The organism is Mesorhizobium sp. U510 (genome assembly GCF_059180695.1).
On record NZ_CP180532.1, the window covers coordinates 5,955,053 to 5,975,075 of the forward strand.

The window sequence follows — 20,023 nt, forward strand, 5'->3', positions numbered from 1 at the left end:
CGTCCGCGTCCCTGCTCATGTCACCAGGCGATCGGCTTGATCGCCTGTTGCGGCGCGAAGAGCTGATTGACCGTGTTGTCGACGATCTTCAGGTCGTAGGGCCATTTCTCGCCCTTCACCCACTGGCCGCCGAAGATCGGCGTCTTGCAGATGTTCTTGTGCGCCGAACCGTCGAACTTGATATGGCCGACCAGCGTCTGCAGATCGGTGGCGACCAGCGCGTCGCGGTTGGCCGTCCGGTCGAGCGGATTGGAGGAGCGCTTCAATATGTCCAGCGCGACCTCGAGCAGGGCATGCGAATAACCCAGCGGCTGCGTCCACTGCCGCTTCGAATCGGCTTCCCATTGGCTGGCGATGTCGCTGCTGACCTGGCCAGTCAGCGACGACTTGAACGGGAAGGCCGGCGTCCACCAGACCTCGGAGGACATGCCGTTGCCGAGCGGACCCATCGCCTCGACGCCGCCCGGGAACAAGAGTGCTGCCGCCACCGTGACCGCCTTCGGCTTGAAGCCCTGCTGGTTGCACTGGGTGACGAAGGTCTTGAGATCGTCCGGATAAGTGATGCCGCCGATGATGTCGCAGCCCTGTTTCTTGAATTCGGATATCTGCGCGGAGAAATCATTGGTGCGCGGCTGGAAATACCCGGGCACGACGACCTCGTAGCCGGCCTTGCGGGTTGGTGCCGGCAGGCCGTATTCGTCATTGCCCCAGGTCTCGCCGTCGATGTTCTGGGGAAACAGCATCCCGACCTTCTTGTTGGTCTCCAGATGGTTCCAGAGCCCGACAAAGGTGTTCAGCGCTTCGTCGAGACCCCAGAAGAAATGGTAGGTCCAGTCGAAGGTCTGCTTGCCGCCGCCGCGCGGCATGATCACCGCTTGCCAGGGCGCGCCCGAGGAGATGCAGGGCGTCTCATAGAGTTCGGACTGTTCGGCCGCGGGCAGGATCGTATCGGTGGTCGAGGCCGGAACGAGCAGGTGCACCTCGTCGTTCAGGATGAGGTTGCCGGCGATTTCCGATGCCTTGTTCGGATTGGACTGGCTGTCGCGATCGAGGATCTCGATCTCGTAGGTATTGCCGTTGGCGCATTGCAGCTGGCCGCCGAGCAGGGCGCGGATCTTCTGCAAGGTGTAGCCGTCCGTCTCGCCGAAGAGGGCGAGCGGACCGGTGGTGGGGCTGAGATAACCCAGCTTGATCTTGCCCGCCGTCGCGGCGCGCGCATAGCGCGGCATGGCCAGCGTACTGGCGGCGGCAACACCAGCTCCAAGCCCCTTCAGCACGGTCCGGCGGCTGGGCAAGCCCGATTTCACGAGTTTGTTGTAGTAGGTCATGGTCATTTCCTCCCTTGGTTAAGCCGGCCCGTCCCCTCGACGAGACCGGCGTCAGTTCAAAACTTGTTCAGGTCATCCGCAGCAGCGAGCCGCCATCGATGACGATCAGCGAGCCGGTGACGTAGGACGCGGCGGGCGACGCCAGGTAGAGCGCCAAACCCTTGATCTCCTCCGGATCGCCGATGCGGCCGACGAGCGACTGTGCCTCGAAGGCCTTGCGGTCCGCCGGGTTGCGCAGCCTGCCGCCGGCGATGTTGGTGATGAACGGTCCGGGCAGGATGGCGTTGATGCGGATGTTGTAGGCGCCGAGTTCCATCGCCATGTGGCGAACGAGATGGTTCACCGCGGCCTTGGCCGGCATGTAGGGCGTGCCGACGATGCTCTCGTTGATCAGCGAGGCGATGGACGATGTGACGATGATCTGGCCGCCGCCATTCGGCTTCATGTGCCGCACGGCATGCTTGATGGTGGTGTAGACCGAGGTCAAATTGATCTCGATCACCTTGTCCCAGTGCTCGTCGGGAAGGTTCTCGATGGCGCCCTCGGGGTTCCTCTCGCCGGTCGGGGTGCTGAAGCCCGGGCCGGCGTCGATCCCGGCATTGGCGAACACGACATCGATCGAACCCGCCTTCTCAGCCACCTTGTCGAAGGCTCGAGCCATCGCCGCGCGGTCGCCGACATCGACGACCTGGCCCCAGACCTCGCCGCCCGAAGCCCTGATCGCGGCGACGGTCTTCTCCAGCCCGGCGGGGTTCAGGTCGAAGATGCAGACCTTCGCGCCATGCTCGGCCATGATCTCTGCATAGGCCTGGCCAATGCCGCTGGCGCCGCCGGTGACGATCACCGACTTGCCTCTGACATCGAACATCTTCTCAAGTGCGGCCATCAGTTTCCTCCCATTTGCACGATACCGGCCTGCGCGCGGGCGCCTTCGCGGCACCTGCGGCGCGGCGGTTCACTTCTTCTTTCGCGAAAGCACGAAATCGAATTCCACGTCGTAGAACGGCGCGGCAACCTTGGCCTCAGCCGCGGCTTCGGCATCCTCGACCTTGCGGAATTCGGCGAGCAGGCTCTGCTTCACGCCGAAGACGGCGTCCGTATCGATATACGGGTCGTCCGGATCGAAGATGTGGGTGGTCAGCGCCTCAAAGCCCTCGGCCTCGACGATGTAGTGGAGATGCGCCGGGCGGTAGGGATGGCGTCCCAGCGCGCCGAGCAGCTTGCCGACCGGCCCGTCATCCGGGATCGGGTAGTATTTGGGCTTTGCGCCGCGAAACCAGTAGCGTCCATCCGTACCGGTACGGAAGACGCCACGCAAGTTGAAGTCGGGCTGGATGCCCTTCTGCTGCACGTCGTAGAAGCCTTCGTCATTGGCCTGCCAGACATCGATCTTGGCGCCCGCGATCGGCTTGCCCTCGGTGTCGAGGATGCGGCCATGCACGAACATCGGCTCGCCCTTCTGGTCGAGGCAGATGTTCGAGCCCATCGGCAGTTCGGGCGCGTCGGCGACATGGAATGGCCCCAGTACGGTGGATTCCGAGGCGCCCGACGGCTTGCGGTTGTTGATCGCGTCGACCAGCATCGAGACGCCGAGGACATCCGACAAAAGGATGTACTCCTGCCGCCACTCGTTGCAGATCTGGCCCGTCCGCGTCAGGAACATGATCGCCTCGAACCATTCCTCCTGCGTCGGCTCGATCTCCTTCACCGCCTCGTGCAGCTTGCGGGTGATGACCTCCATGACCTGCCCGAGCCGCTGGTCCTTGGCGTTCTTGTTGCGCGCCACGACGACTTCGGCCGAGTTGGCTTCGGTGAAATAGCCGTGTTCGTGGTCGTCGATCATGGGATCCTCCTCAGCGCGCCAGAACGGATTTGAAGACGCGGCGCAGCTCCGCCGCCGGATCGGCCGCCAGCGTTTCGGCGCGCCAGGCGATGTGGTGGTCGGGACGCACAATCAGGCATCCCGCGTCGCGGATTTCGCGTGCGCGCGCCCAGTCGCCGGTATGGTCCTCGACCGCGCGGCGCGGGCCGATCACATATGTGCGGATCGGCAGACCGAGTTCCGCGCCCACCGCGTCGGCAGCGGCAACCCAGGCCTCGCCGCCAATGCCGGTCAACAGCGTGAACTCGCCATGTCCGCAAAGGTCGAGCGTCGAGATCTTCCGGCCCGAGCGCTCGAACACCCAGACATGCGGCAGACGCGCGCCCGGCCAGGTCGTGGGCGCATAGTGGAGCTCGCGATCCTTCTCGAAGGCCGGCTCGCGCTGGCCGTCGCTTGCGACGGCGCCCGACGCATAGCGCTGGTTCATCTCGACGCCATGGGCGTCGAACTCGTACTTCTTGAAGGCGATGGCCTTGCGCAGCGCCTCGCGTTGCGTTTCGGCGGCTTGTGTGGCGTCGGCGCGGGCCTCCATGTTCTTCTGAATCTTGTCGTGATCCACGCCGCCATCCATGCCGAGCGCCTCGAAGATCGGACCGAATTCGGCGATCGACTGGTTCGCGCGCGTCACGATCTGGCGCGCGATCGGCGCACGCTCGGCCGAATAGCTTTCCAGCAGCCCGATCCCCGCCTGCCCCTTGACGACCTTGGCAAGTTTCCAGGCGAGGTTGAACCCGTCCTGGATCGAGGTGTTGGAGCCAAGCCCGTTCGAGGGCGGATGCCGATGCGCGGCGTCGCCCATGATGAACACCCGCCCCTTCTGCATGTGCGTGGCGAAGCAGTTGTTCACGGTCCAGGTGTTGGCGCCCAGGAGCTCGATCTCGAGCCCGGGATCTCCGACCAGCTGGCGCGCGACGCCGGTGGCCAGTTCCGGCGTCACATCGGGCGGCGGCTGGTTGATGTCGTAGCCCCAGACGATGAGCCACTCGTTCCACGGCCGCACCATGCGAACGAGACCCATGCCGATCCCGCCGACATCGGCGCCGGGCTGCATGACCCAGTAGAGGACGCTTGGCCGGTGCGCGACGTATTTCGAAAGATCGGCCCGGAACAGGATGTTCATCGACCCGCCGACGCCCATCTTGCCCTCGAACGGCAGGCCCAGATGCTCGGCCACCAGCGAGTTGCCGCCATCGGCACCGACGAGGAATTTCGACCGCACGGTGAAGTCCTTGCCCGACAGCCTGTCGCGGCAGGTCGTGGTGACGCCGTCCGCATCCTGGACGTGGCTGACATATTCGGTGCTCATGCGCGCCTGCGTGCCGCGCGCGCACGCCGTCTTGAACAGGATCGGTTCCATGAAGGTCTGGGGCAGATCGTTCATGAAGGACGGCGACGACTGGAGATGTTCAGCCTTGGAGAGCGGGTCGGTGCCCCAGCTCTTCATCCGGCCAAGCTCTTCGCCCGCCAGACTTTCGCAGAACACGTTCTCGCCCATCAGTTCCTGCGGCGAGGCGTGCATCACGGCCTCGGCCTCAACTTCCGGCCCGAGGTCGCGCAGCACCTCCATGGTGCGCTGGTTGGTGATGTGGGCACGTGGCGTATTCGACAGCCAGCGGTAGCGGTTCACGACCATGTTGGCCACGCCGGAGCTGGCGAGAAGTGCCGCCGTGGCCGAGCCGGCCGGGCCCGTGCCCACGACCAGCACGTCGGTTTCGATATCCGCCATCAATTTCCTCCCTCGATCTTCAGACCGGCCAGCCTGCGGCGGACCGGAAACAGGTGCAGGCCGCTGCGGGCTGATATCAGCCCCCACAGCCCCTTCGGTGCGAACAGCATCACCGCGATGGCGGCGAGGCCGAGTGTCATCAGGTACCAACTGCCGTAGTCGGCCAGCGCCGAACGCAGCGCAAAGAAGACCAGCACCCCGACTATGGGTCCCTCGATGGTGCCGATGCCGCCGATGACGACGATGAAGATCACGTAGGCCGTCCAGTCGGTGACGGCGAAGGCCGCCTCCGGCGAGATGCGGGCCGTCTGCACGAAGATCAGCGCGCCGGTCAGTCCGGTGGCGGCCGCGGCGATCAGAAACACCGCCCATTTGAGCCGCCCGACATCGACGCCGACCGATTGGGCCGCCTCGACATTGTCGCGTACGGCTGCCAGCGCCAGCCCGAGGCGACTGCGCAGCAGCCAGTAGATGCAGCCGGTGACGACCACGACCAGCGCCAGCGCCAGCCAATAGGCGAGAATGTCGCGCGCGGCCGCCTCGCGCACGCCGAACAGCGCCTGGATCGCATCCGTGCCCATGATGTTGCTGGTCGCCTCGCGCGGCAGCGAGGTGCCGGTGCCGCCGCCGAGCGCCTTCCATTGCGCGATCAGCAGCCGCGTCACCTCGGCGATCACCCAGGTGCCGATGGCGAAATAGGCGCCCTGCAGGCGGAAGGCGAAGAAGGCCGTGGGAACGGCCAGGGCCAGCGCCGCAAGGCCGCCCAGCAGGATCGCGGCAACCGGGTTCCAGCCCAGCAGGATCACGCCAGCGAACATCGCATAAGCGCCGATGCCGACGAAGGCCTGCTGGCCCACCGAGATGAGACCGCCATAGCCCGCCAGCAGGTTCCAGATCTGCGCCAGCGTCAGCATGGTGAGAATGAAGAACAGGTCCTGTATGACACCGCGCGAGGTCACGGCGGGCAAGGCGAGCCCGGCCAGGACGAGAACGAACACGGCGATTTCCGTGGCAGTTCCGGCGCGGGTGCGGGTTGTCAGCCGATACATGCCGCCCTCAATCCACTGCGCGCGGGAACAGGCCCCGCGGCTTGAGCAGCATCACGACCAGAAAGGCGATGTGGCCCACCAGGATTTGCCATTCCGGATTCACCGCCGCGCCGGCCGTCTGGGCCACGCCGATGATGATCCCGCCCGCGAGCGTTCCCCACAGGCTGCCGAGGCCGCCGATGATCACCGCCTCGAAGGCATAGATCAGCCGCGCCGGCCCGATCGAGGGATCGAAGTTTGCCCGCATTCCGAGATAGAGCGCCGCCAGCGTCACCACGACCATCGCGATCCCGGTGGCGACGGCAAACACCCGCTTCGGCTCGATCCCCATCAGGCCCGCCGTCACGGCGTCGTCCGAGGTGGCGCGGAAGGCACGGCCGAGGGCGGTGTGATAGAAGAGCCCGTTCAAGGCCACGATGGCGAGGATCGCGGACACAAAGGTCATCAGCGGCATGACCCCCAAGGTGACCAGCCCGAGATCGAGCGATGCCCCCTCCAATGCGCCTGCCGGAATGCGCCGGCTGTCGGCGGAAAAGGCCTCGAGCAGCCCATTCTGCACGGCAACCGACAGGCCGAACGTGACGAGGAGTGGCGGCAGGATATCCTTGCCAAGCACCCGGTTCAGCACGGCGGCCTGCAGCAGCCAGCCAAGCGTAAACATCACCGGCATGGCGATGAGCGCAGCGACCCAGGGCGACAGGCCAAGCAAGGTGACGCCCATCAGCACCAGATAGGCGGCAAAGACGATCAGGTCGCCATGGGCGAGGTTCACCAGCCGCATGATGCCGAAGACGAGGCTCAGTCCGGCTGCGAACAGCGCATAGAGCCCGCCCAGCAGCATTCCCTGCACGAGGGTGTCCAGCCAGATCATCGCCGCGCCCCCGTCGTCAGGCGGCGGGAAAATTGCCGGGGCATGCGGGGCTGCCTCGTCATGCCGCCACCCCGAAATAGGCGGAATGGATTTCTTCGCGCGTGACCTCGGCCGCCTTGGCGACCAACGTCACCCGGCCCTCCATCATGCAGTAGACGCGATCGGCCACCGCCAGCGCCTTGCCGATATCCTGCTCGACCAGCACGATCGCGGCACCGCCTTCACGGATCTTGGGAAGTGCTGCGTAGATGTCGCGGATGACGACGGGCGCGAGGCCGAGGCTGATCTCGTCGCAGAGCAGCAATTCAGGATTGGACATCAGCGCCCGGCCGATCGCGACCATCTGCTGCTGGCCGCCCGAGAGCGCCGTGCCGGGGTTTTTGCGCCGCTCGCGCAGGATCGGGAAGAGCTCGTAAACCGCCTCCAGGCCCCACGGCCCGGGCGCCTTGCGCGCCTGCCCGCCGATCAGCAGGTTTTCCTCGACGCTCAGCGAGGCAAAGAGCCGGCGCCCTTCCGGCACCATGGCTATGCCGCGCTTCATGATCTCGGCCGAGGACAGCGCGCCTATGGGCTCGCCCCGGTGCAGAACCATGGCGGCCTCGTTGCGGATCACGCCCGTGATCGAACGCATCAGCGTGGATTTACCGGCACCGTTGGCGCCGATGATCGCCACGCATTCGCCCGCCGCGACAGTGATATTCACACCGAACAGCGCCCGGAACTGGCCGTAATTCGCGGTGAGGGTGCGCGTCTCCAGCAGCATCAGACCTCGAGCCCCAGATAGATTTCGCGAACCTCTTTCGAGGCGATGATCTGATCCGGCTCACCGATTGCGATCACGCGCCCGAAATCCAGCACGAGAAGCCGTTCGACCACCGATCTCAGAGCGTGCAGCACATGCTCGATCCAGATGATTGTCGTGCCCCTGGCGTGGATCGCCTTGATCGTCGCGACCAGTGCCTTGCATTCGCCCTCGGTCAGCCCGCCGGCGATCTCGTCCAGAAGCAGCAGCTCGGGTCCCGTCGCCAGGGCGCGGGCGAGCTCCAGGCGCTTGCGGTCGAGAAGGCTCAGCGATCCGGCGAGCACATTGGCCTTCCGGAGAAGTTCGGTCTCTTCGAGGATACCGGCGCAATCGTCGACCATTTCGGCCTCGCGGCCGCCCCGGCCGAAAGCGGCGGCGGTCAAGAGGTTCTCGAACACGCTCAGCCCCTCGAAGGGCTGCGGGATCTGGAAGCTGCGGCCGACACCCATGCGCACCCGATCCATGGCTGGGGCGCGGGTGACGTCGCGGCCGAGGAATTCGATGCGTCCCTCATTGGCGAGCAGATTGCCGGTGATCAGGTTGAAGAGCGTCGACTTCCCCGCCCCGTTCGGACCGATGATGCCCAACGCCTCGCCGCGCGGCACCGTGACGGTCACGCCATCGGTAACCTTCAGGGCCCCGAAGGACTTCGAGACGTTTTCCAGCCTGAGTATCATCACTGTCATCCTCGGGTCGCGCCGAACGAGGGCGGCGGCATCCGCCGCCCCGGCGGCGTCAGGCCAGGGCTTCCATCTTGCCGGCGGTGGGGATCTCAGACGCGGTGGCGTTTTCGACGATCACCAGATCGAAGCCGCCGCCGGCCTTCTTGCGCCACTGGCCGCCGACGAGCGGCGTCTTGCAAACGTTCTTTGCCGCGAAAGGCGGCAGCCCCGCACCGCTCCAGGCCACCTTTCCGACCACGGTCGTCATGTCGGTGGCGGCTATCGCCGCCGCGATCGCCTCGGCATTCGTCGGATCCGAAACGCGGCCCATGACATTGGCCGCCACCTCGAACAGCGAATGGACAAAGCCGATCGGCTGGGTCCACGGACGCCCGGTCTTGGCGGTGAAATCCGCCGCAAGGTCAGCCGAGCTCTGGCCCGTCACCGACGACTTGAACGGATGCGAGGCCGACCACCAGACCTCGGACGAGAGGTTGTGGCCGGCATCGCCGAGCGTCTCGACCGATTGCGGGAAGAGGATGGCCTTGGCCACCGTCACCGCCTTGGGCTTGAAGCCTTGCTGGCGGGCCTGGTTCCAGAAAGTGGTGAAGTCGGGCGGGATGACCACGCCGGTGACGATCTCGGCATTTGCCGCCTTGAAGGCGTTGACCTGCGCGGTGAAATCGTCCGAGAGGTTCTGATAGCGGCCGGGATCGCTGAGGCTGAAGCCGACGGCATCGAGGCCGGGCTTCAGCCCGTTCTTCGGATCGCCCCAGGCATTGCCGTCGGCATCGTTGGGGAACAGCCCGCCCACCTTGCCGTTGGTGGAAAGCTGCTTCCACATGCCGGTGTAGACGGCAATGATGTCTTCGAGACCCCAGAAATAATGATAGGCGAACTTGAAGGGCTTCCATGACGACGGGTCGCCCGGATTGCCCTGTTGGCCAATGAACCAGGGTTGCCACGGCGCCATGGTCGAGATGACCGGCACGCCCTCCGCCTCGCAGGTGGTGGCGACCGGGTTGGTGTTCTCGGGCGTCGAGCCGACCAGCATCAGGTTGATCTCGTCGTCGACGATCAGGTTCTTGGCCACTTCGGCCGCGCGATTGGGGTTCGACTGGCTGTCCTTGACAATGACGTCGAAATTCTTGCCCGCCTCGGACGCGAGGAAAGCCTTGATGTTGTAGGCATCGCTTTCGGCGAAGCCGGCGAGCGGCCCCGTCTGCGGCGAAACATAGCCCAGGCGAATCTTGGCGCCCTGCGCCAGCGCCGGCGTCGCCAGGCGGGAACCGGCAAGCGCCAGGCCTGTCGCCGCCGACGCTTTCAGTAAGCTCCGTCTCGTAATCATCTGATCTTCCTCCCTCTTGCCTCTTTTCAGCTCCCTGGACGGCGTCCCTCAAACGCCGCCTGGAGGAGTTCCCTTATCGATCCCGGATCGATCGGCCTCGGATTCGCATAGGCGTTCTTCACCGCGATCGCCGCCGCGTGGTCGAGATCGGTCTCCTTGATGCCGATCTCCTTCAGGCTCAGCGGAGAGCCGACGGAGCGCGCGAAATCCCAGAGTCCGCCGCCCGCCGAGCCGCCGCCGAAGGCGTCGGCGATCGGGCGCAGCAGATCGGGCACCGCCACTTCGTTGAAGGCTGTCGTGTAGGGCAGCAGGATGGCGTGGGTTTCGGCATGCGGCGTGTCGAACGAGCCGCCGAAGACATGCGCCAGCTTGTGATGCAGCGCCATCGAGACATAGCCGAGCGCGGTCGAACAGCACCAGGCCGCGTAGAGCGCCTGCGTCCGCGCGGCGCGGTCCTGCGGATCGTCGATCAGCCGCGGAATGCCGTCCCGGAACGCAGCCATGGCATCCCTGCACATCAGCACGATCACCGGGTTGCGGTCGGGGGCGTAGAAGGCCTCCATGGCGTGGGCGATCGCATTCATCGCCGAGGTGACGGTGAGACCAACCGGGAGGCTCATTGTCAGATCGACGTCGTAGATCACAGTTTCGGGGCGGATGTCTGGCGAGCGGCGGGTGGTCTTCTCGCCGGCCGCCGTCTCGCCGAGGATGTCGGTCATTTCCGAGCCGGCATAGGTGGTCGGGATCACCACCTGATCGGCGCCGGTGCGCACGGCGATGGCCTTGCCGAGCCCGGTGGTCGAGCCGCCGCCGAGGCTGACGACCGCCGTGGCGCCGCTGGCGCGGAAGGCCTCGACGGCCTTTTCCGTAACCTCGACGGGTGTATGCATGACCGCGCCGGCAAACACCCCGGCGGCGAGGCCGCCAAGGCTTTGAGCCAGCTTGTCCGCATCGGCCTTCTGATGGGGCGTCGACAGCACCAGCGCCTTGTCATGGCCGAGCCGCCGCACCTCCTCCTCCGCGCGGCCCATCGTGCCGGCACCGAAGATCACCCGCGTCGTCAGCCCGGGAAAGGTGAAACTGTCCATCATCGCGCAGCTCCCATGCGTGCACCCCGGCCGGCTTCCAGGTCGGCGATGATGGTGCCCAGCATTGCAATCTCCGCATCCGAAACCTCATGGCTCCGGCCGGGAAACAGATCGGCCCGCAGGCTCGCGCCGCCGCGGCCCAGCGACTGCGCCGTATCGGCAAAGGCCGAAACCGGAATCCAGGGATCGGAATCGCTGCCGGAAAGATAGACCGGCACGCCGGCCGGCACGGCTTCGGAGCGCCCGTCCGTTGGCACACCGACGCGGCAGCCCGTGAAGGCGGCAAGCGCGTCCGGCGGCGGCAGCCCGGCGCAGAGATATTCGATCGACAGACATGCCCCTTGCGAGAAGCCCGCCAGAAGCAGCGGCAGTCCGGGCAATTCCGCCCGCGCCGCCACGACAGCGGCCGCCAAATGATCGAGCGCGTCGGAAAGGTGGGCGCGGGCGACCGGCGTCAACGGGTCGACGGCGCGCGCCTCCCACCACGCGCCGAATGGCGCGCGCGGCAGGATGAATGCCACGGCCGGCGCGGAAAGCCGAGACAGCACATGGGACTGCATCTCCTCCGGCGATTGGCCGCGGCCGTGGACGAAGACGCAGATCGCCTTCGCTTCCGCGCCCTTTGGCCCGAGCCGGAGTGGACCGCTGCCTGAGCTCACGCGAAATCCGCCTGTTCCAGACCGGCCTGCAATTCGCCCTCGCGGTCCTTGAACCACGGCGGGAAGACCAGCGTCTTGCCGATCTGGCCCGGGGGTTCGTCCTTGGCCCAGCCTTCCGGCGTGGTCCAGGCAAGTTCGAACAGCGCGCCGCCGGGCGAGCGGACATAGCAGGACTTGAAATAGTTGCGGTCCTTCTGCTCCGAGATATCGGTGAAGCCGAGGCCTTCGATATGAGCGCGCAGCTTCAACTGGTTCTCTTCGTCGCCCGTGTTGAGGGCGAGGTGGTGGATCGTCCCGCCCGCGAGCGTCCAGGTGCCCTGTGCGCTGTCGCGATCGACGATCACCTCGACCCGCTGATTGACGCCGCTCGCGTCCGGCACGCGGAACACCAGCCCTTCGTGATTGTCCGCCTCCTTCTCCAGCGGCAATGCGATGGTCAGGAAGTCGTCCATCGCGGTGCGATCCATCACCGCCACGACCGCGCCGTAGATGCCCTTGATGCCGTGGGCCTTGCCGATGCCCTGTGCCTCGTTGGTGATGGGCGCGCGCGGATCGCTGTCGCTTTCCACCAGCTCATGCGAGATGCCGCACGGATGCGCCAAAGCCACGCGGTCGGCGCCAAAGCGTGTGATCTTGGTGGCCTTGATGCCGCGCGCGTTCAGCCGGTCCACCCAGAAATCCGCGGCCCCCTTGGGAATGGATTGCATGATGGTGCGCGACTGGTTGGTGCCGCGGCGGCCATAGACGCCCGGCTTGCGGAACGGGAAAGTGGTGATGATCGTCGAGGCATCGCCGTCGGGCGAGCCGTAGTAGAGGTGATAGACCGGGATGACGCCGTCGAACAGGACGGTGCGCTTCACCGAATGCAGGCCGAGTGCCTTGGTATAGAAATCAAAATCTTCCTGAGCGCCGTCGGTCGACAGTGTCAGATGGTGGTAGCCGCTGATACGGGCCATCGGTCATCTCCTCCCAGAGGTTTCGGTTTCACCCGGCCGCTGCGGGCAGAGCACGAGATTGAGGTCGAGTGCGTGCTTGCGCTTTCCTCCATGGGGCGGCAGCGCGCGGAACTCGGCCATGAGTTCGGGTTTGACCCCGAAAATGGCATCCCGGCCGATCGCAGGGTCCGACCGGTCGAAGATGTGGGTCGTCAGCGTTTCGAAGCCCTGCGCCGAAACGCGAAAATGGATGTGGGCCGGTCGCTCGAGGCCAAGACCGAGCGCGGACATCAATTGACCGACCGGACCATTCGCCGGCAGCGTGTAGCCCTTCGGCTTCACCGTCATGAAGCGGAACCGCCCCTGCGGATCGGCACGGAAGCGTCCGCGCAGATTGAATTCCGGTTGCCTGTCCGGTTCCTGGTTCTCGTACAGGCCCTCGGCATTGGCCTGCCAGATCTCGACCATGGCATCGCCGATCCCCGCGCCGCCGAGCGTCACGATCCGCCCCGTAACCTCCAGCGGCTCGCCCTTGTGATCGCGCGAAATGTTCCCGCCGAGCGGCATTTCCGGCACATCGGCCCGGTAGAAAGGTCCCGCCAGGGTGTTGGGGGTCGCCCCGGCGGGGCGCGGGCTGTTTTGATCCTCGATCAGCGACGACACGCCCAGCACATCGGCGAACAGCACCCACTCCTGGCGCCGCGCATCGGCGTAATGGCCAACCTCGGTGAGAAAATCGATCGCCAGCCGGAATTCCTCGCCGGAGGGCCGCAACTCCACGATCAGCGCGTGCAACCCATCGACCGCGGCCTGTGCCGCCGCCGCCAGGCGGGACTGGCCCATTGCCGCCAGACGCCGCGCGAATTCTTCGGCCTGCGTCGAGATCGCCTTGGGGAAGTCATCCCTCTGGGGGTCGTGCTGGCCGTCCATTTCGCCGGGGCCTCCCTTCCCCTTGCCAAACGGGATAACACGACCCGAGACGATGCTTGATGAGATGTGGTGGCCCTTGTATAGCGTTTTGCTATGAAGCTGAACGAGCGCCACTTGATGCAGCTCGCCGCGGTACTGGATGCAGGCGGCGTGTCGGAAGGAGCCGCCATGCTGGGCCTGACCCAGCCTGCGGTCAGCCGATCGCTGGCGATGCTGGAGGCGCGGGTCGGCGAGCCGCTCTTCCTGAAGGGCCGCCGGCCGCTGCAGCCGACGCCGCTCGGTTTCCAGTTGGCGGCGCAGGGCCGCACGATCATCACGGCCTCGCGCAAGGCGTCGGATGCGGTGCAGGGCTTCATGAAAGGCACCAAGGGTGTCGTCCGTGTTGGCGGCGTGCCTTTCTTCATGGATGCGATGATCAGCCGGATGATCGGCGAATTCCAGAAGCTCGAGCCCGAGGTCACCGTCCAGCAAAGCTATATGAACCTGCCCGAGATGGTCGCGGCGCTGGAGAGCAACCAGATCGACCTCGGGATCGTGCCGATCGGCGTGCTCGACCTCGGACCCGGCTTCGAATTCACCGAGATCCTGCCCGGACGCAATGTCGTGGCTTGCCGGCCGGACCATCCGCTGCTGCGCAATCGCCGCCTCAGGGCGCATGACCTGACCAGCTTTCCCTGGGTGGCGCCCCTGCCCGGCTCTCCGCTGATGTCGGACCTGCAGATGATCCTGATGAGCATCGGCATGTCGGACCTGAACGTGCGCTATTCGGGAGGCTCGCTGATGAGCGTGATCAACTTCCTCGCCGAAACCGATGCATTGGCCGTGCTGCCATTTTCCGTGGTCTTCGCGCAGCGCAAGGAGAACCGGGTGACAGTGCTGCCCTATGAAATCCCGCAGCCCAGCCGCTCACTGGGCATCCTGCGCCGGGTTGGCGGGCCGCGCTCTCCGGCGGCGGAGCGCTTCGCGGGCCACGTCACGACCGCTTTCGAGAATTTGAAGCACATCATAAAACGGCACGAGAATGCCGTCATCTGGGGCCGCTAGCCGGCTCGAGCCGGCGGTCTGGCGTGTTTCCGAATACGCATATTCCCGAGACTTGCGATCGCGACGGGAACCGCTATGAGCGTGTTGCACTTCAGGTGACGGCGCGTTGGCATGGGCAGCGCTGAGTCTTTAGACTTGTCATTTCGGCCAAGTTCAGTAATGCGCCAGTTGACCGGCCAGCATGGCATCCGGAAGCATACAACGAAGGATTGAAGAACTTGGTCGATCCCAACACCCACATTGGGCGTGCTGCGCGTGATCGGAACTCCCCGCGAGTTGTCGCGGTCCTTACAACACGGAACGAGGAACGGTTCGTTGCCGGATGTCTCGAGAACCTCTTTCGTCAAGGCGTACAGGTCTACATTTGCGACAATCAGTCGACTGACCGAACGCTTGAGATTGCCCAGCGCTACCGCGGGGCCGGATTGATAGGAATCGAAAGCATCCCGCACAACGGCTGGTATTGCTGGGAGCAGCTTCTTCGTCGCAAAGAGGAACTATTTCAATCGCTCGAGGCTGACTGGTTCATGCATCTTGACGCTGACGAGATCCATCTTCCGCCGACTTCGTACTCATCGTTGGTCTCCGCCATTGCGGCAGCCGACGCACTCGGTTTCAATGCGATCGAGTCTTCCGAGTTCACGTTCATTCCCACCAGGGGAGCCCCCGATCATGACAATCCCAATTATCAACACACGCTGCGCACCTACTACCCGTTCCGGCCGACCTCCCCACACTGCGTCCGTGCGTACAAGAAACAGGACGGCCCCATGGAGATCGCGTGGTCAGGCGGCCATCGCGTACGCTTCGAGGGGCCGGTGAGGCTCTCCCCCGAGCGTTTTCGGATGAAGCATTATCTGTTCCTGAGCGCAGAGCACGCCGCGCGCAAGTATGGCGGCCGGCGGTTCCTGAGCGAGGAGGTCGACGGTCGTGGTTGGCACGGATGGCGACCCCGCTTGCGACCAGGCGATATCCAACTGCCCGACACTACCCAGGTGCGCACCACTGCGACGGACGATGATCTGGACGAGGCCAATCCATGGTTGGCGCACTGGCTTGCGCGGTACGCCTCGTGAGCGATGGACACCTACCCCGCATCCTGGCGATCGCGGACCGACCCGGCTGGGCGATCGATAGAAAGGCCCAGAACCTTCGGCGCGTGCTGGCAAGAAGGTTCGAGATCGTCCAACGATTTCAGCATGATGTGACTGAGTCCGACGTGAACGCCGCGGATATCGTGCTCATTTTCTATTGGTTCCAGATCGCGAAGCTGCCCCTGCCGGAATCGGTCCTCGCCCGGCGGTCTGACAGGCTGGTCATCGGGATCTGCAGTCACAGAGAGATGGAGGGCGAATTCCGCGAGCCCGGGCTCGCTATCCTGCAGCGGTTGGCGCGCGCTGTCTTTGTCAACAATCGGAAGCTCGAGCACGAATACGCCCCTCTGCTGCGTATTCCGGTCCACTACACGCCCAATGGAGTCGACACGACATTCTTTTGCCCCCCGCCAGAGCCGCAACCTTATTCTGGCGAGCTCCGCGTCGGATGGGCGGGAAGTCTCGGCAACCATGGTCCGGCACATCGCGGCTTCCACGACGTCATCGAGCCCGCGGTCGCTGCCGTGCCGGGCGTGCGACTGCAGACTGCGATTCGGGAGCAACACTGGCGCAACCATGACGAAATGCTCGACTTCTACCGGGATCTCGACGTTTATGTCTGCGCCAGTCGCAGCGAAGGCACTCCCAATCCTTGCTTGGAGGCGGCGGCGTGCGGTGTCCCCTTGGTGACGACCCGTGTGGGAAACATGCCCGAGCTGGTTCGGGATGGCGACAACGGGCTGTTCTTCGATGGAACCGCGGAAGGGCTTGCGAACAAACTCGCCCTGTTGCGGGACACGCCATCGCTCCGGTCGCGGATGGCCGCCCGTATGATCGAGACGATCCGAGAGTGGGATTGGAGCGTGCAGGCGGAGAACTACGCGCACATGTTTACCTCGTTGCTCATGGCAGCGGAGCGGTCGGGCCGGTGAGACGTGCGGCTTCAGATGTGCCCGGCCAAACCTGACCTTTGGCGGCCGAACTCGATGCCGAAACACATCGCGCCTCTGCTGAAGATCGACAGGATGGCGAGGAGCGTCGGGTATTTCGAGCCTGTGGCGTGCGCCCCCTTGGCCGGCGGTCGATCCAGGGTCATTGTGCGGCGGGTAAGCATTCACTAGTCTTTCGGCCGGGTCGAGGATCGCACGCATGACGCCGAAACTGAACCGCTGGAAGCGCTTCGCCGACTGGGACGAGCGGCCGTTGCGGCTGGACAAGTTTGCGGCGGAAGACCCCGCCAACGGCTTCTCCGCTTTCTCCAGCCCGGCCGATCCGAAACCTGGCATCGGCATCAAGGACGGGCGCGTCGTATCCCTCGATGGGGTGCTCGAACACGACTACGACATGATCGACCGCTTCATCGCCCGCCATCACATCGACCCGGAAGTGGCGCCGGAAGCGATGGCGCTGGACTCGGCGACCGTCGCACGCTGGCTGGTCGACATGAACGTGCCGCGCGAAACGCTGGTACGGCTCGCCCATGGCATGACACCCGCCAAACTCGCCGAAGTGGTGTCGCAGCTCAACGCGCTGGAGATCGCGTTCGCCTACTCGAAGATGCGGGCCCGCAAGACGCCGGGCAACCAGGCGCACGTCACCAACGCCAAGGACGATCCGCTGCAACTCGCCGCCGATGCCGCGACCGCCGTCGCCTTTGGCTTCGACGAGATCGAGACGACGATGCGCGTGTCGCGCAACGCCTGGTCCAACGCGGTGGCGTGCGCGGTAGGCGGCGCGGTCGGTCGCTGGGGAACGCTGTTCCAATGCTCCAGCGAGGAAGCCGAAGAGCTGCGCATCGCCATGGCCGGCTTTACCTCCTACGCCGAAACCGTCTCCGTGTACGGCACTGAAAAGTCGTTCACCGATGGCGACGACACACCGTGGTCCAAGGCATTTCTGGCCGCCGCCTACGCCTCGCGCGGCGTCAAGATGCGCTGTACGTCGGGTGCCGGCTCCGAGTTGCTGATGGGCTTCCACGAAGCCAAATCGCTGCTCTACCTGGAAGCGCGCTGCCTCTGCCTGCAGCGCGGCATGGGGGTGCAAGGCACCCAAAATGGCGGTATCGACGGAGCGCCTTTGACCGCCACCATACCCGGCGGTGTTCGCGAGCTGATGGCCGAGAACCTCATCGCCGTCTGGCTCGATCTCGAATGCGCGTCGGGCAATGACGCGCGCTCGACCGAATCGGAAATTCGCGTCGGCGCCAAGATCCTTCCCTACCTGATTGCCGGCTCGGACCTGATCTGCTCCGGGATGGGATCGATCCTGAAATACGACAATTCGTTCAACCCGTCGCTGATCAACGGCGAGGAACTGGAAGATTATCTTGTGCTGCAGCGCGATTTCGAGGCCGATGGCGGGCTGACGCCGCTGCCCGAGTCGCGCGCGATCGAGCTGCGCGAGCGCGCGGTGGAAGCGATCGCCGCCGTGTTCGAGGAACTCGGCCTTTCCTCACCGACCGAGGACATGAAGAGCAGCGTGGTCTACGCTTCCGGTTCCGACGATACGCGCAGCCTGATGCCGCGTGACGTCAGCTTTATCAGCGAAGCCATCAAGGAGCGCGGCATCACCGTGATCGATGTGGTCAAGGCGCTGGCCAAGCGTGGCTTCCGAGAAGAGGCGGAGAACCTCCTCGACGTGGTCAAGCTGCGCCTTTCCGGTGACTATCTCCAGACATCGGCGATGATCCGCAATGGGCGGATCGTCAGTGCGGTCAACGATCCAAACGACTATCTCGGCCCGGGTTCCGGCTACCGTGTGTCCGAAGAACGACGCCTGCAGCTAAACGACATCCGCGATGTGCTGGACCAGAAGGAGGTGCTGCGCTCGGAAGCCCTGCACGAGAAGGACGAAGCAAGGCACATCCGCTATCGCAACGTTGGGCCGGCGGCCAACGGATCGGCGAAGGATGATGTGGTCATCGGCATCAGCCCGGCTTTCGGGCTCAAGCTTTATCGGACGACGGCCGGACATCGGCTCTCTGAAGTGCTCGGCGCCATGCTCGACGCAATCCGCGCGCGCGGGCTCAAGGCGCGCGTCGTACGCTTCCGCCATACGGCCGATACCTCCTTCCTCGGCCTGTCCGCCGCCCGGATGGCCGGCAGCGGCATCGGCATCGGCATCCAGGCCAAGGGCACGGCCGTCATCCACCAGCGTGGCCGCCAGCCGCACAACAATCTGGAACTGTTTTCCAATGCGCCGATCACCAGGCTCGAGCATTATCGCGCGCTGGGTGCCAATGCGGCGGCCTATGCGCTGGGTGAAATGCCGGAGCCTGTCGTGGTGCCGCAGCGGGGCGAGGCCATGGGGTCTCGCTACCACGCCCGCGTCGCCCTCATCTACGCCATCGAAACCGGACTGACCGAGGCTGGTGCGGCTCCCGAAGAGGTCGACGTCATCCTGACGGGGGTGAAATCGTGACCCACACACGCGCCGACTATCCGCTCGCCGAAACACAGCCCGGCGCCGTGACGGGCAAGCGCGGCAAGTCGCTTGCCGAGATAACGCTGGATTCGGTGCTTGCGGGCGACGTGACGATGGAAGACCTTCGCATCACCCCACAAGCGCTGCAGGCACAGGCCGATGTGGCGCGCGATGTCGGACGGCCGACACTGGCACTCAACTTCGAGCGTGGGGCAGAGCTTGTCGAGGTGCCGCAGGATTTCATCATGCAGGTCTATGAACTGCTGCGCCCCGGTCGCGCCAAATCCGAGGAAGAATTGCTCCAGGCCGCAGCCACGATGCGCGATACCTACCAGGCCGAACGCATCGCCCGTTTCATCGAGGAAGCCGCCGAGACCTACGCGGCTCGCGGCCTTTTCACGTTCCGCTTCTGAAAGGACCGCATGAGCTGGAAAACCGGATTCCGTTCGCTCTACTATCTCGGCGCACCCGAGCCGGATGATCCGGTGCTGGTGCCGGCGCAAACCGCCATCCTGGTCATCGACGTTCAGAACACCTACCTGGAACGGCCGGATCGCGCATCGTTGTCGCCGCAGGAACAGCAACGCTACGATCTGTGGACGCCGTTCCACGAGCGCATGCACGGCACGGTCATACCGAACACGGCAAGACTGCTGGCGCTGGCACGGCAAAACGGCATCGAATGCCTTTTTGCCCGCATCGCCTGCCACACCAAGGACGGGCGTGACCGCTCACTCTCTCAGAAAATGCCGGGCTGGAACAATTTGCTGCTGCCAAAGAACGACGTACCGTCGCAGCTGGTTGCCGAGCTTCAGCCGGCCGGCGACGAGATCGTGGTGACCAAGACCACCGATTCCGCGCTGACGGGAACGAATCTGCGCCTGATCCTTCACAATCTGGGCATCCGCAATGTCATCTGCTGCGGTATCTTCACGGACCAGTGCGTGTCCTCGACAGTGCGCAGCCTGGCGGACGAGAGCTATGCGGTCATCGTGCTCGAGGATTGCTGCGCCGCGGCGACCGAGGAGCTTCATCGCAAGGAGCTCGAAATCATCAACATGATCTATTGCCACGTCATGTCGAGCGGCGAGCTATGCAAAATCATGGCCTTGGCAAAGTGACGCTGCGTCCGTAGTGTCATGGCTGCACGAGCAGGCTGGGACACATCGGCCGCCCGGTGCG

The 20,023-nt window shown here is 64.8% G+C and carries 19 protein-coding genes; 6 read left to right on the forward strand and 13 right to left on the reverse strand.

The genetic code is table 11. The annotated features are described in order from the left end of the window. Positions 1-20: 20 nt before the first annotated feature. The 13 genes from ACLGL5_RS30795 to ACLGL5_RS30855 all read right to left on the reverse strand — a co-directional run bounded on the left by ACLGL5_RS30795 (position 21) and on the right by ACLGL5_RS30855 (position 13,280). The gene (locus ACLGL5_RS30795; RefSeq protein WP_019859755.1) at positions 21-1,328 is read right to left on the reverse strand and encodes an ABC transporter substrate-binding protein; all 1,308 of its coding nucleotides are present in this window, start codon (positions 1,326-1,328) and stop codon (positions 21-23) included. Between the two features lie 67 nt (positions 1,329-1,395). Continuing rightward, positions 1,396-2,214, reverse strand: a complete 819-nt coding sequence (locus ACLGL5_RS30800) for an SDR family NAD(P)-dependent oxidoreductase (RefSeq protein WP_069092768.1) — start codon at positions 2,212-2,214, stop codon at positions 1,396-1,398. 69 nt (positions 2,215-2,283) lie between these two features. Further along, complete coding sequence (locus ACLGL5_RS30805) at positions 2,284-3,171, reverse strand: intradiol ring-cleavage dioxygenase (protein ID WP_069092769.1); 888 nt, start codon at positions 3,169-3,171, stop codon at positions 2,284-2,286. Between the two features lie 10 nt (positions 3,172-3,181). After that, positions 3,182-4,936 carry an FAD-dependent oxidoreductase gene (locus ACLGL5_RS30810; protein WP_019859760.1) on the reverse strand — a complete coding sequence of 585 codons (1,755 nt, stop codon included), beginning with the start codon at positions 4,934-4,936 and terminating at the stop codon, positions 3,182-3,184. Beyond that, the gene (locus tag ACLGL5_RS30815; protein WP_019859761.1) at positions 4,936-5,985 is read right to left on the reverse strand and encodes a branched-chain amino acid ABC transporter permease; all 1,050 of its coding nucleotides are present in this window, start codon (positions 5,983-5,985) and stop codon (positions 4,936-4,938) included. The genes ACLGL5_RS30810 and ACLGL5_RS30815 overlap by 1 nt, the downstream gene beginning before the upstream one ends. Before the next feature lie 7 nt (positions 5,986-5,992). Next, positions 5,993-6,856, reverse strand: coding sequence for a branched-chain amino acid ABC transporter permease (locus ACLGL5_RS30820; protein ID WP_069092770.1), 864 nt, complete (start codon positions 6,854-6,856; stop codon positions 5,993-5,995). Positions 6,857-6,914: 58 nt separating this feature from the next. Beyond that, positions 6,915-7,622, reverse strand: a complete 708-nt coding sequence (locus ACLGL5_RS30825) for an ABC transporter ATP-binding protein (protein ID WP_069092771.1) — start codon at positions 7,620-7,622, stop codon at positions 6,915-6,917. Beyond that, on the reverse strand, positions 7,619-8,335 hold the full coding sequence (locus ACLGL5_RS30830; protein ID WP_069092772.1) for an ABC transporter ATP-binding protein: 717 nt from the start codon (positions 8,333-8,335) through the stop codon (positions 7,619-7,621). Before ACLGL5_RS30830 ends, ACLGL5_RS30825 begins: the two co-directional genes overlap by 4 nt. Before the next feature lie 58 nt (positions 8,336-8,393). Then, positions 8,394-9,668, reverse strand: coding sequence for an ABC transporter substrate-binding protein (locus ACLGL5_RS30835; RefSeq protein ID WP_069092773.1), 1,275 nt, complete (start codon positions 9,666-9,668; stop codon positions 8,394-8,396). Positions 9,669-9,694: 26 nt separating this feature from the next. After that, a complete protein-coding gene (locus ACLGL5_RS30840; protein WP_069092774.1) occupies positions 9,695-10,759 on the reverse strand; it encodes a maleylacetate reductase in 1,065 nt (354 codons plus the stop codon). Further along, a complete protein-coding gene (locus ACLGL5_RS30845) occupies positions 10,756-11,415 on the reverse strand; it encodes an alpha/beta hydrolase (protein ID WP_069092775.1) in 660 nt (219 codons plus the stop codon). Before ACLGL5_RS30845 ends, ACLGL5_RS30840 begins: the two co-directional genes overlap by 4 nt. Next, positions 11,412-12,371: a VOC family protein gene (locus tag ACLGL5_RS30850; protein WP_069092776.1), complete on the reverse strand. Its 960-nt coding sequence runs from the start codon at positions 12,369-12,371 to the stop codon at positions 11,412-11,414. Before ACLGL5_RS30850 ends, ACLGL5_RS30845 begins: the two co-directional genes overlap by 4 nt. Before the next feature lie 3 nt (positions 12,372-12,374). Continuing rightward, complete coding sequence (locus ACLGL5_RS30855) at positions 12,375-13,280, reverse strand: dioxygenase family protein (protein WP_069092777.1); 906 nt, start codon at positions 13,278-13,280, stop codon at positions 12,375-12,377. Between the two features lie 93 nt (positions 13,281-13,373). On the opposite strand from ACLGL5_RS30855, the gene ACLGL5_RS30860 reads away from it, so the two are divergent. From ACLGL5_RS30860 to ACLGL5_RS30885, 6 genes are all read left to right on the forward strand, one after another. Continuing rightward, a complete protein-coding gene (locus ACLGL5_RS30860) occupies positions 13,374-14,324 on the forward strand; it encodes a LysR family transcriptional regulator (protein ID WP_019859771.1) in 951 nt (316 codons plus the stop codon). Positions 14,325-14,542: 218 nt separating this feature from the next. Continuing rightward, positions 14,543-15,400: a glycosyltransferase family 2 protein gene (locus tag ACLGL5_RS30865; RefSeq protein ID WP_245307203.1), complete on the forward strand. Its 858-nt coding sequence runs from the start codon at positions 14,543-14,545 to the stop codon at positions 15,398-15,400. Further along, positions 15,364-16,350 carry a glycosyltransferase family 4 protein gene (locus ACLGL5_RS30870; protein ID WP_027047137.1) on the forward strand — a complete coding sequence of 329 codons (987 nt, stop codon included), beginning with the start codon at positions 15,364-15,366 and terminating at the stop codon, positions 16,348-16,350. The genes ACLGL5_RS30865 and ACLGL5_RS30870 overlap by 37 nt, the downstream gene beginning before the upstream one ends. Before the next feature lie 217 nt (positions 16,351-16,567). Beyond that, positions 16,568-18,838: a propanediol/glycerol family dehydratase large subunit gene (locus ACLGL5_RS30875; RefSeq protein WP_069092779.1), complete on the forward strand. Its 2,271-nt coding sequence runs from the start codon at positions 16,568-16,570 to the stop codon at positions 18,836-18,838. Beyond that, a complete protein-coding gene (locus ACLGL5_RS30880; RefSeq protein WP_069092780.1) occupies positions 18,835-19,254 on the forward strand; it encodes a diol dehydratase small subunit in 420 nt (139 codons plus the stop codon). Before ACLGL5_RS30875 ends, ACLGL5_RS30880 begins: the two co-directional genes overlap by 4 nt. A gap of 9 nt (positions 19,255-19,263) precedes the next feature. Continuing rightward, a complete protein-coding gene (locus ACLGL5_RS30885) occupies positions 19,264-19,962 on the forward strand; it encodes a cysteine hydrolase family protein (RefSeq protein WP_069092781.1) in 699 nt (232 codons plus the stop codon). The last annotated feature ends 61 nt before the right edge of the window (positions 19,963-20,023 follow it).

Coding starts and splice junctions, on each gene's coding strand:
- ACLGL5_RS30870 (WP_027047137.1), top strand. CDS start 15,364: ATGGTTGGCGCACTGGCTTGCGCGGTACGCCTCGTGAGCGATGGACAC.
- ACLGL5_RS30830 (WP_069092772.1), bottom strand. CDS start 8,335: ATGATACTCAGGCTGGAAAACGTCTCGAAGTCCTTCGGGGCCCTGAAG.
- ACLGL5_RS30815 (WP_019859761.1), bottom strand. CDS start 5,985: ATGTATCGGCTGACAACCCGCACCCGCGCCGGAACTGCCACGGAAATC.
- ACLGL5_RS30875 (WP_069092779.1), top strand. CDS start 16,568: ATGACGCCGAAACTGAACCGCTGGAAGCGCTTCGCCGACTGGGACGAG.
- ACLGL5_RS30800 (WP_069092768.1), bottom strand. CDS start 2,214: ATGGCCGCACTTGAGAAGATGTTCGATGTCAGAGGCAAGTCGGTGATC.
- ACLGL5_RS30840 (WP_069092774.1), bottom strand. CDS start 10,759: ATGATGGACAGTTTCACCTTTCCCGGGCTGACGACGCGGGTGATCTTC.
- ACLGL5_RS30795 (WP_019859755.1), bottom strand. CDS start 1,328: ATGACCTACTACAACAAACTCGTGAAATCGGGCTTGCCCAGCCGCCGG.
- ACLGL5_RS30885 (WP_069092781.1), top strand. CDS start 19,264: ATGAGCTGGAAAACCGGATTCCGTTCGCTCTACTATCTCGGCGCACCC.
- ACLGL5_RS30810 (WP_019859760.1), bottom strand. CDS start 4,936: ATGGCGGATATCGAAACCGACGTGCTGGTCGTGGGCACGGGCCCGGCC.
- ACLGL5_RS30820 (WP_069092770.1), bottom strand. CDS start 6,856: ATGATCTGGCTGGACACCCTCGTGCAGGGAATGCTGCTGGGCGGGCTC.
- ACLGL5_RS30850 (WP_069092776.1), bottom strand. CDS start 12,371: ATGGCCCGTATCAGCGGCTACCACCATCTGACACTGTCGACCGACGGC.
- ACLGL5_RS30805 (WP_069092769.1), bottom strand. CDS start 3,171: ATGATCGACGACCACGAACACGGCTATTTCACCGAAGCCAACTCGGCC.
- ACLGL5_RS30835 (WP_069092773.1), bottom strand. CDS start 9,668: ATGATTACGAGACGGAGCTTACTGAAAGCGTCGGCGGCGACAGGCCTG.
- ACLGL5_RS30860 (WP_019859771.1), top strand. CDS start 13,374: ATGAAGCTGAACGAGCGCCACTTGATGCAGCTCGCCGCGGTACTGGAT.
- ACLGL5_RS30855 (WP_069092777.1), bottom strand. CDS start 13,280: ATGGACGGCCAGCACGACCCCCAGAGGGATGACTTCCCCAAGGCGATC.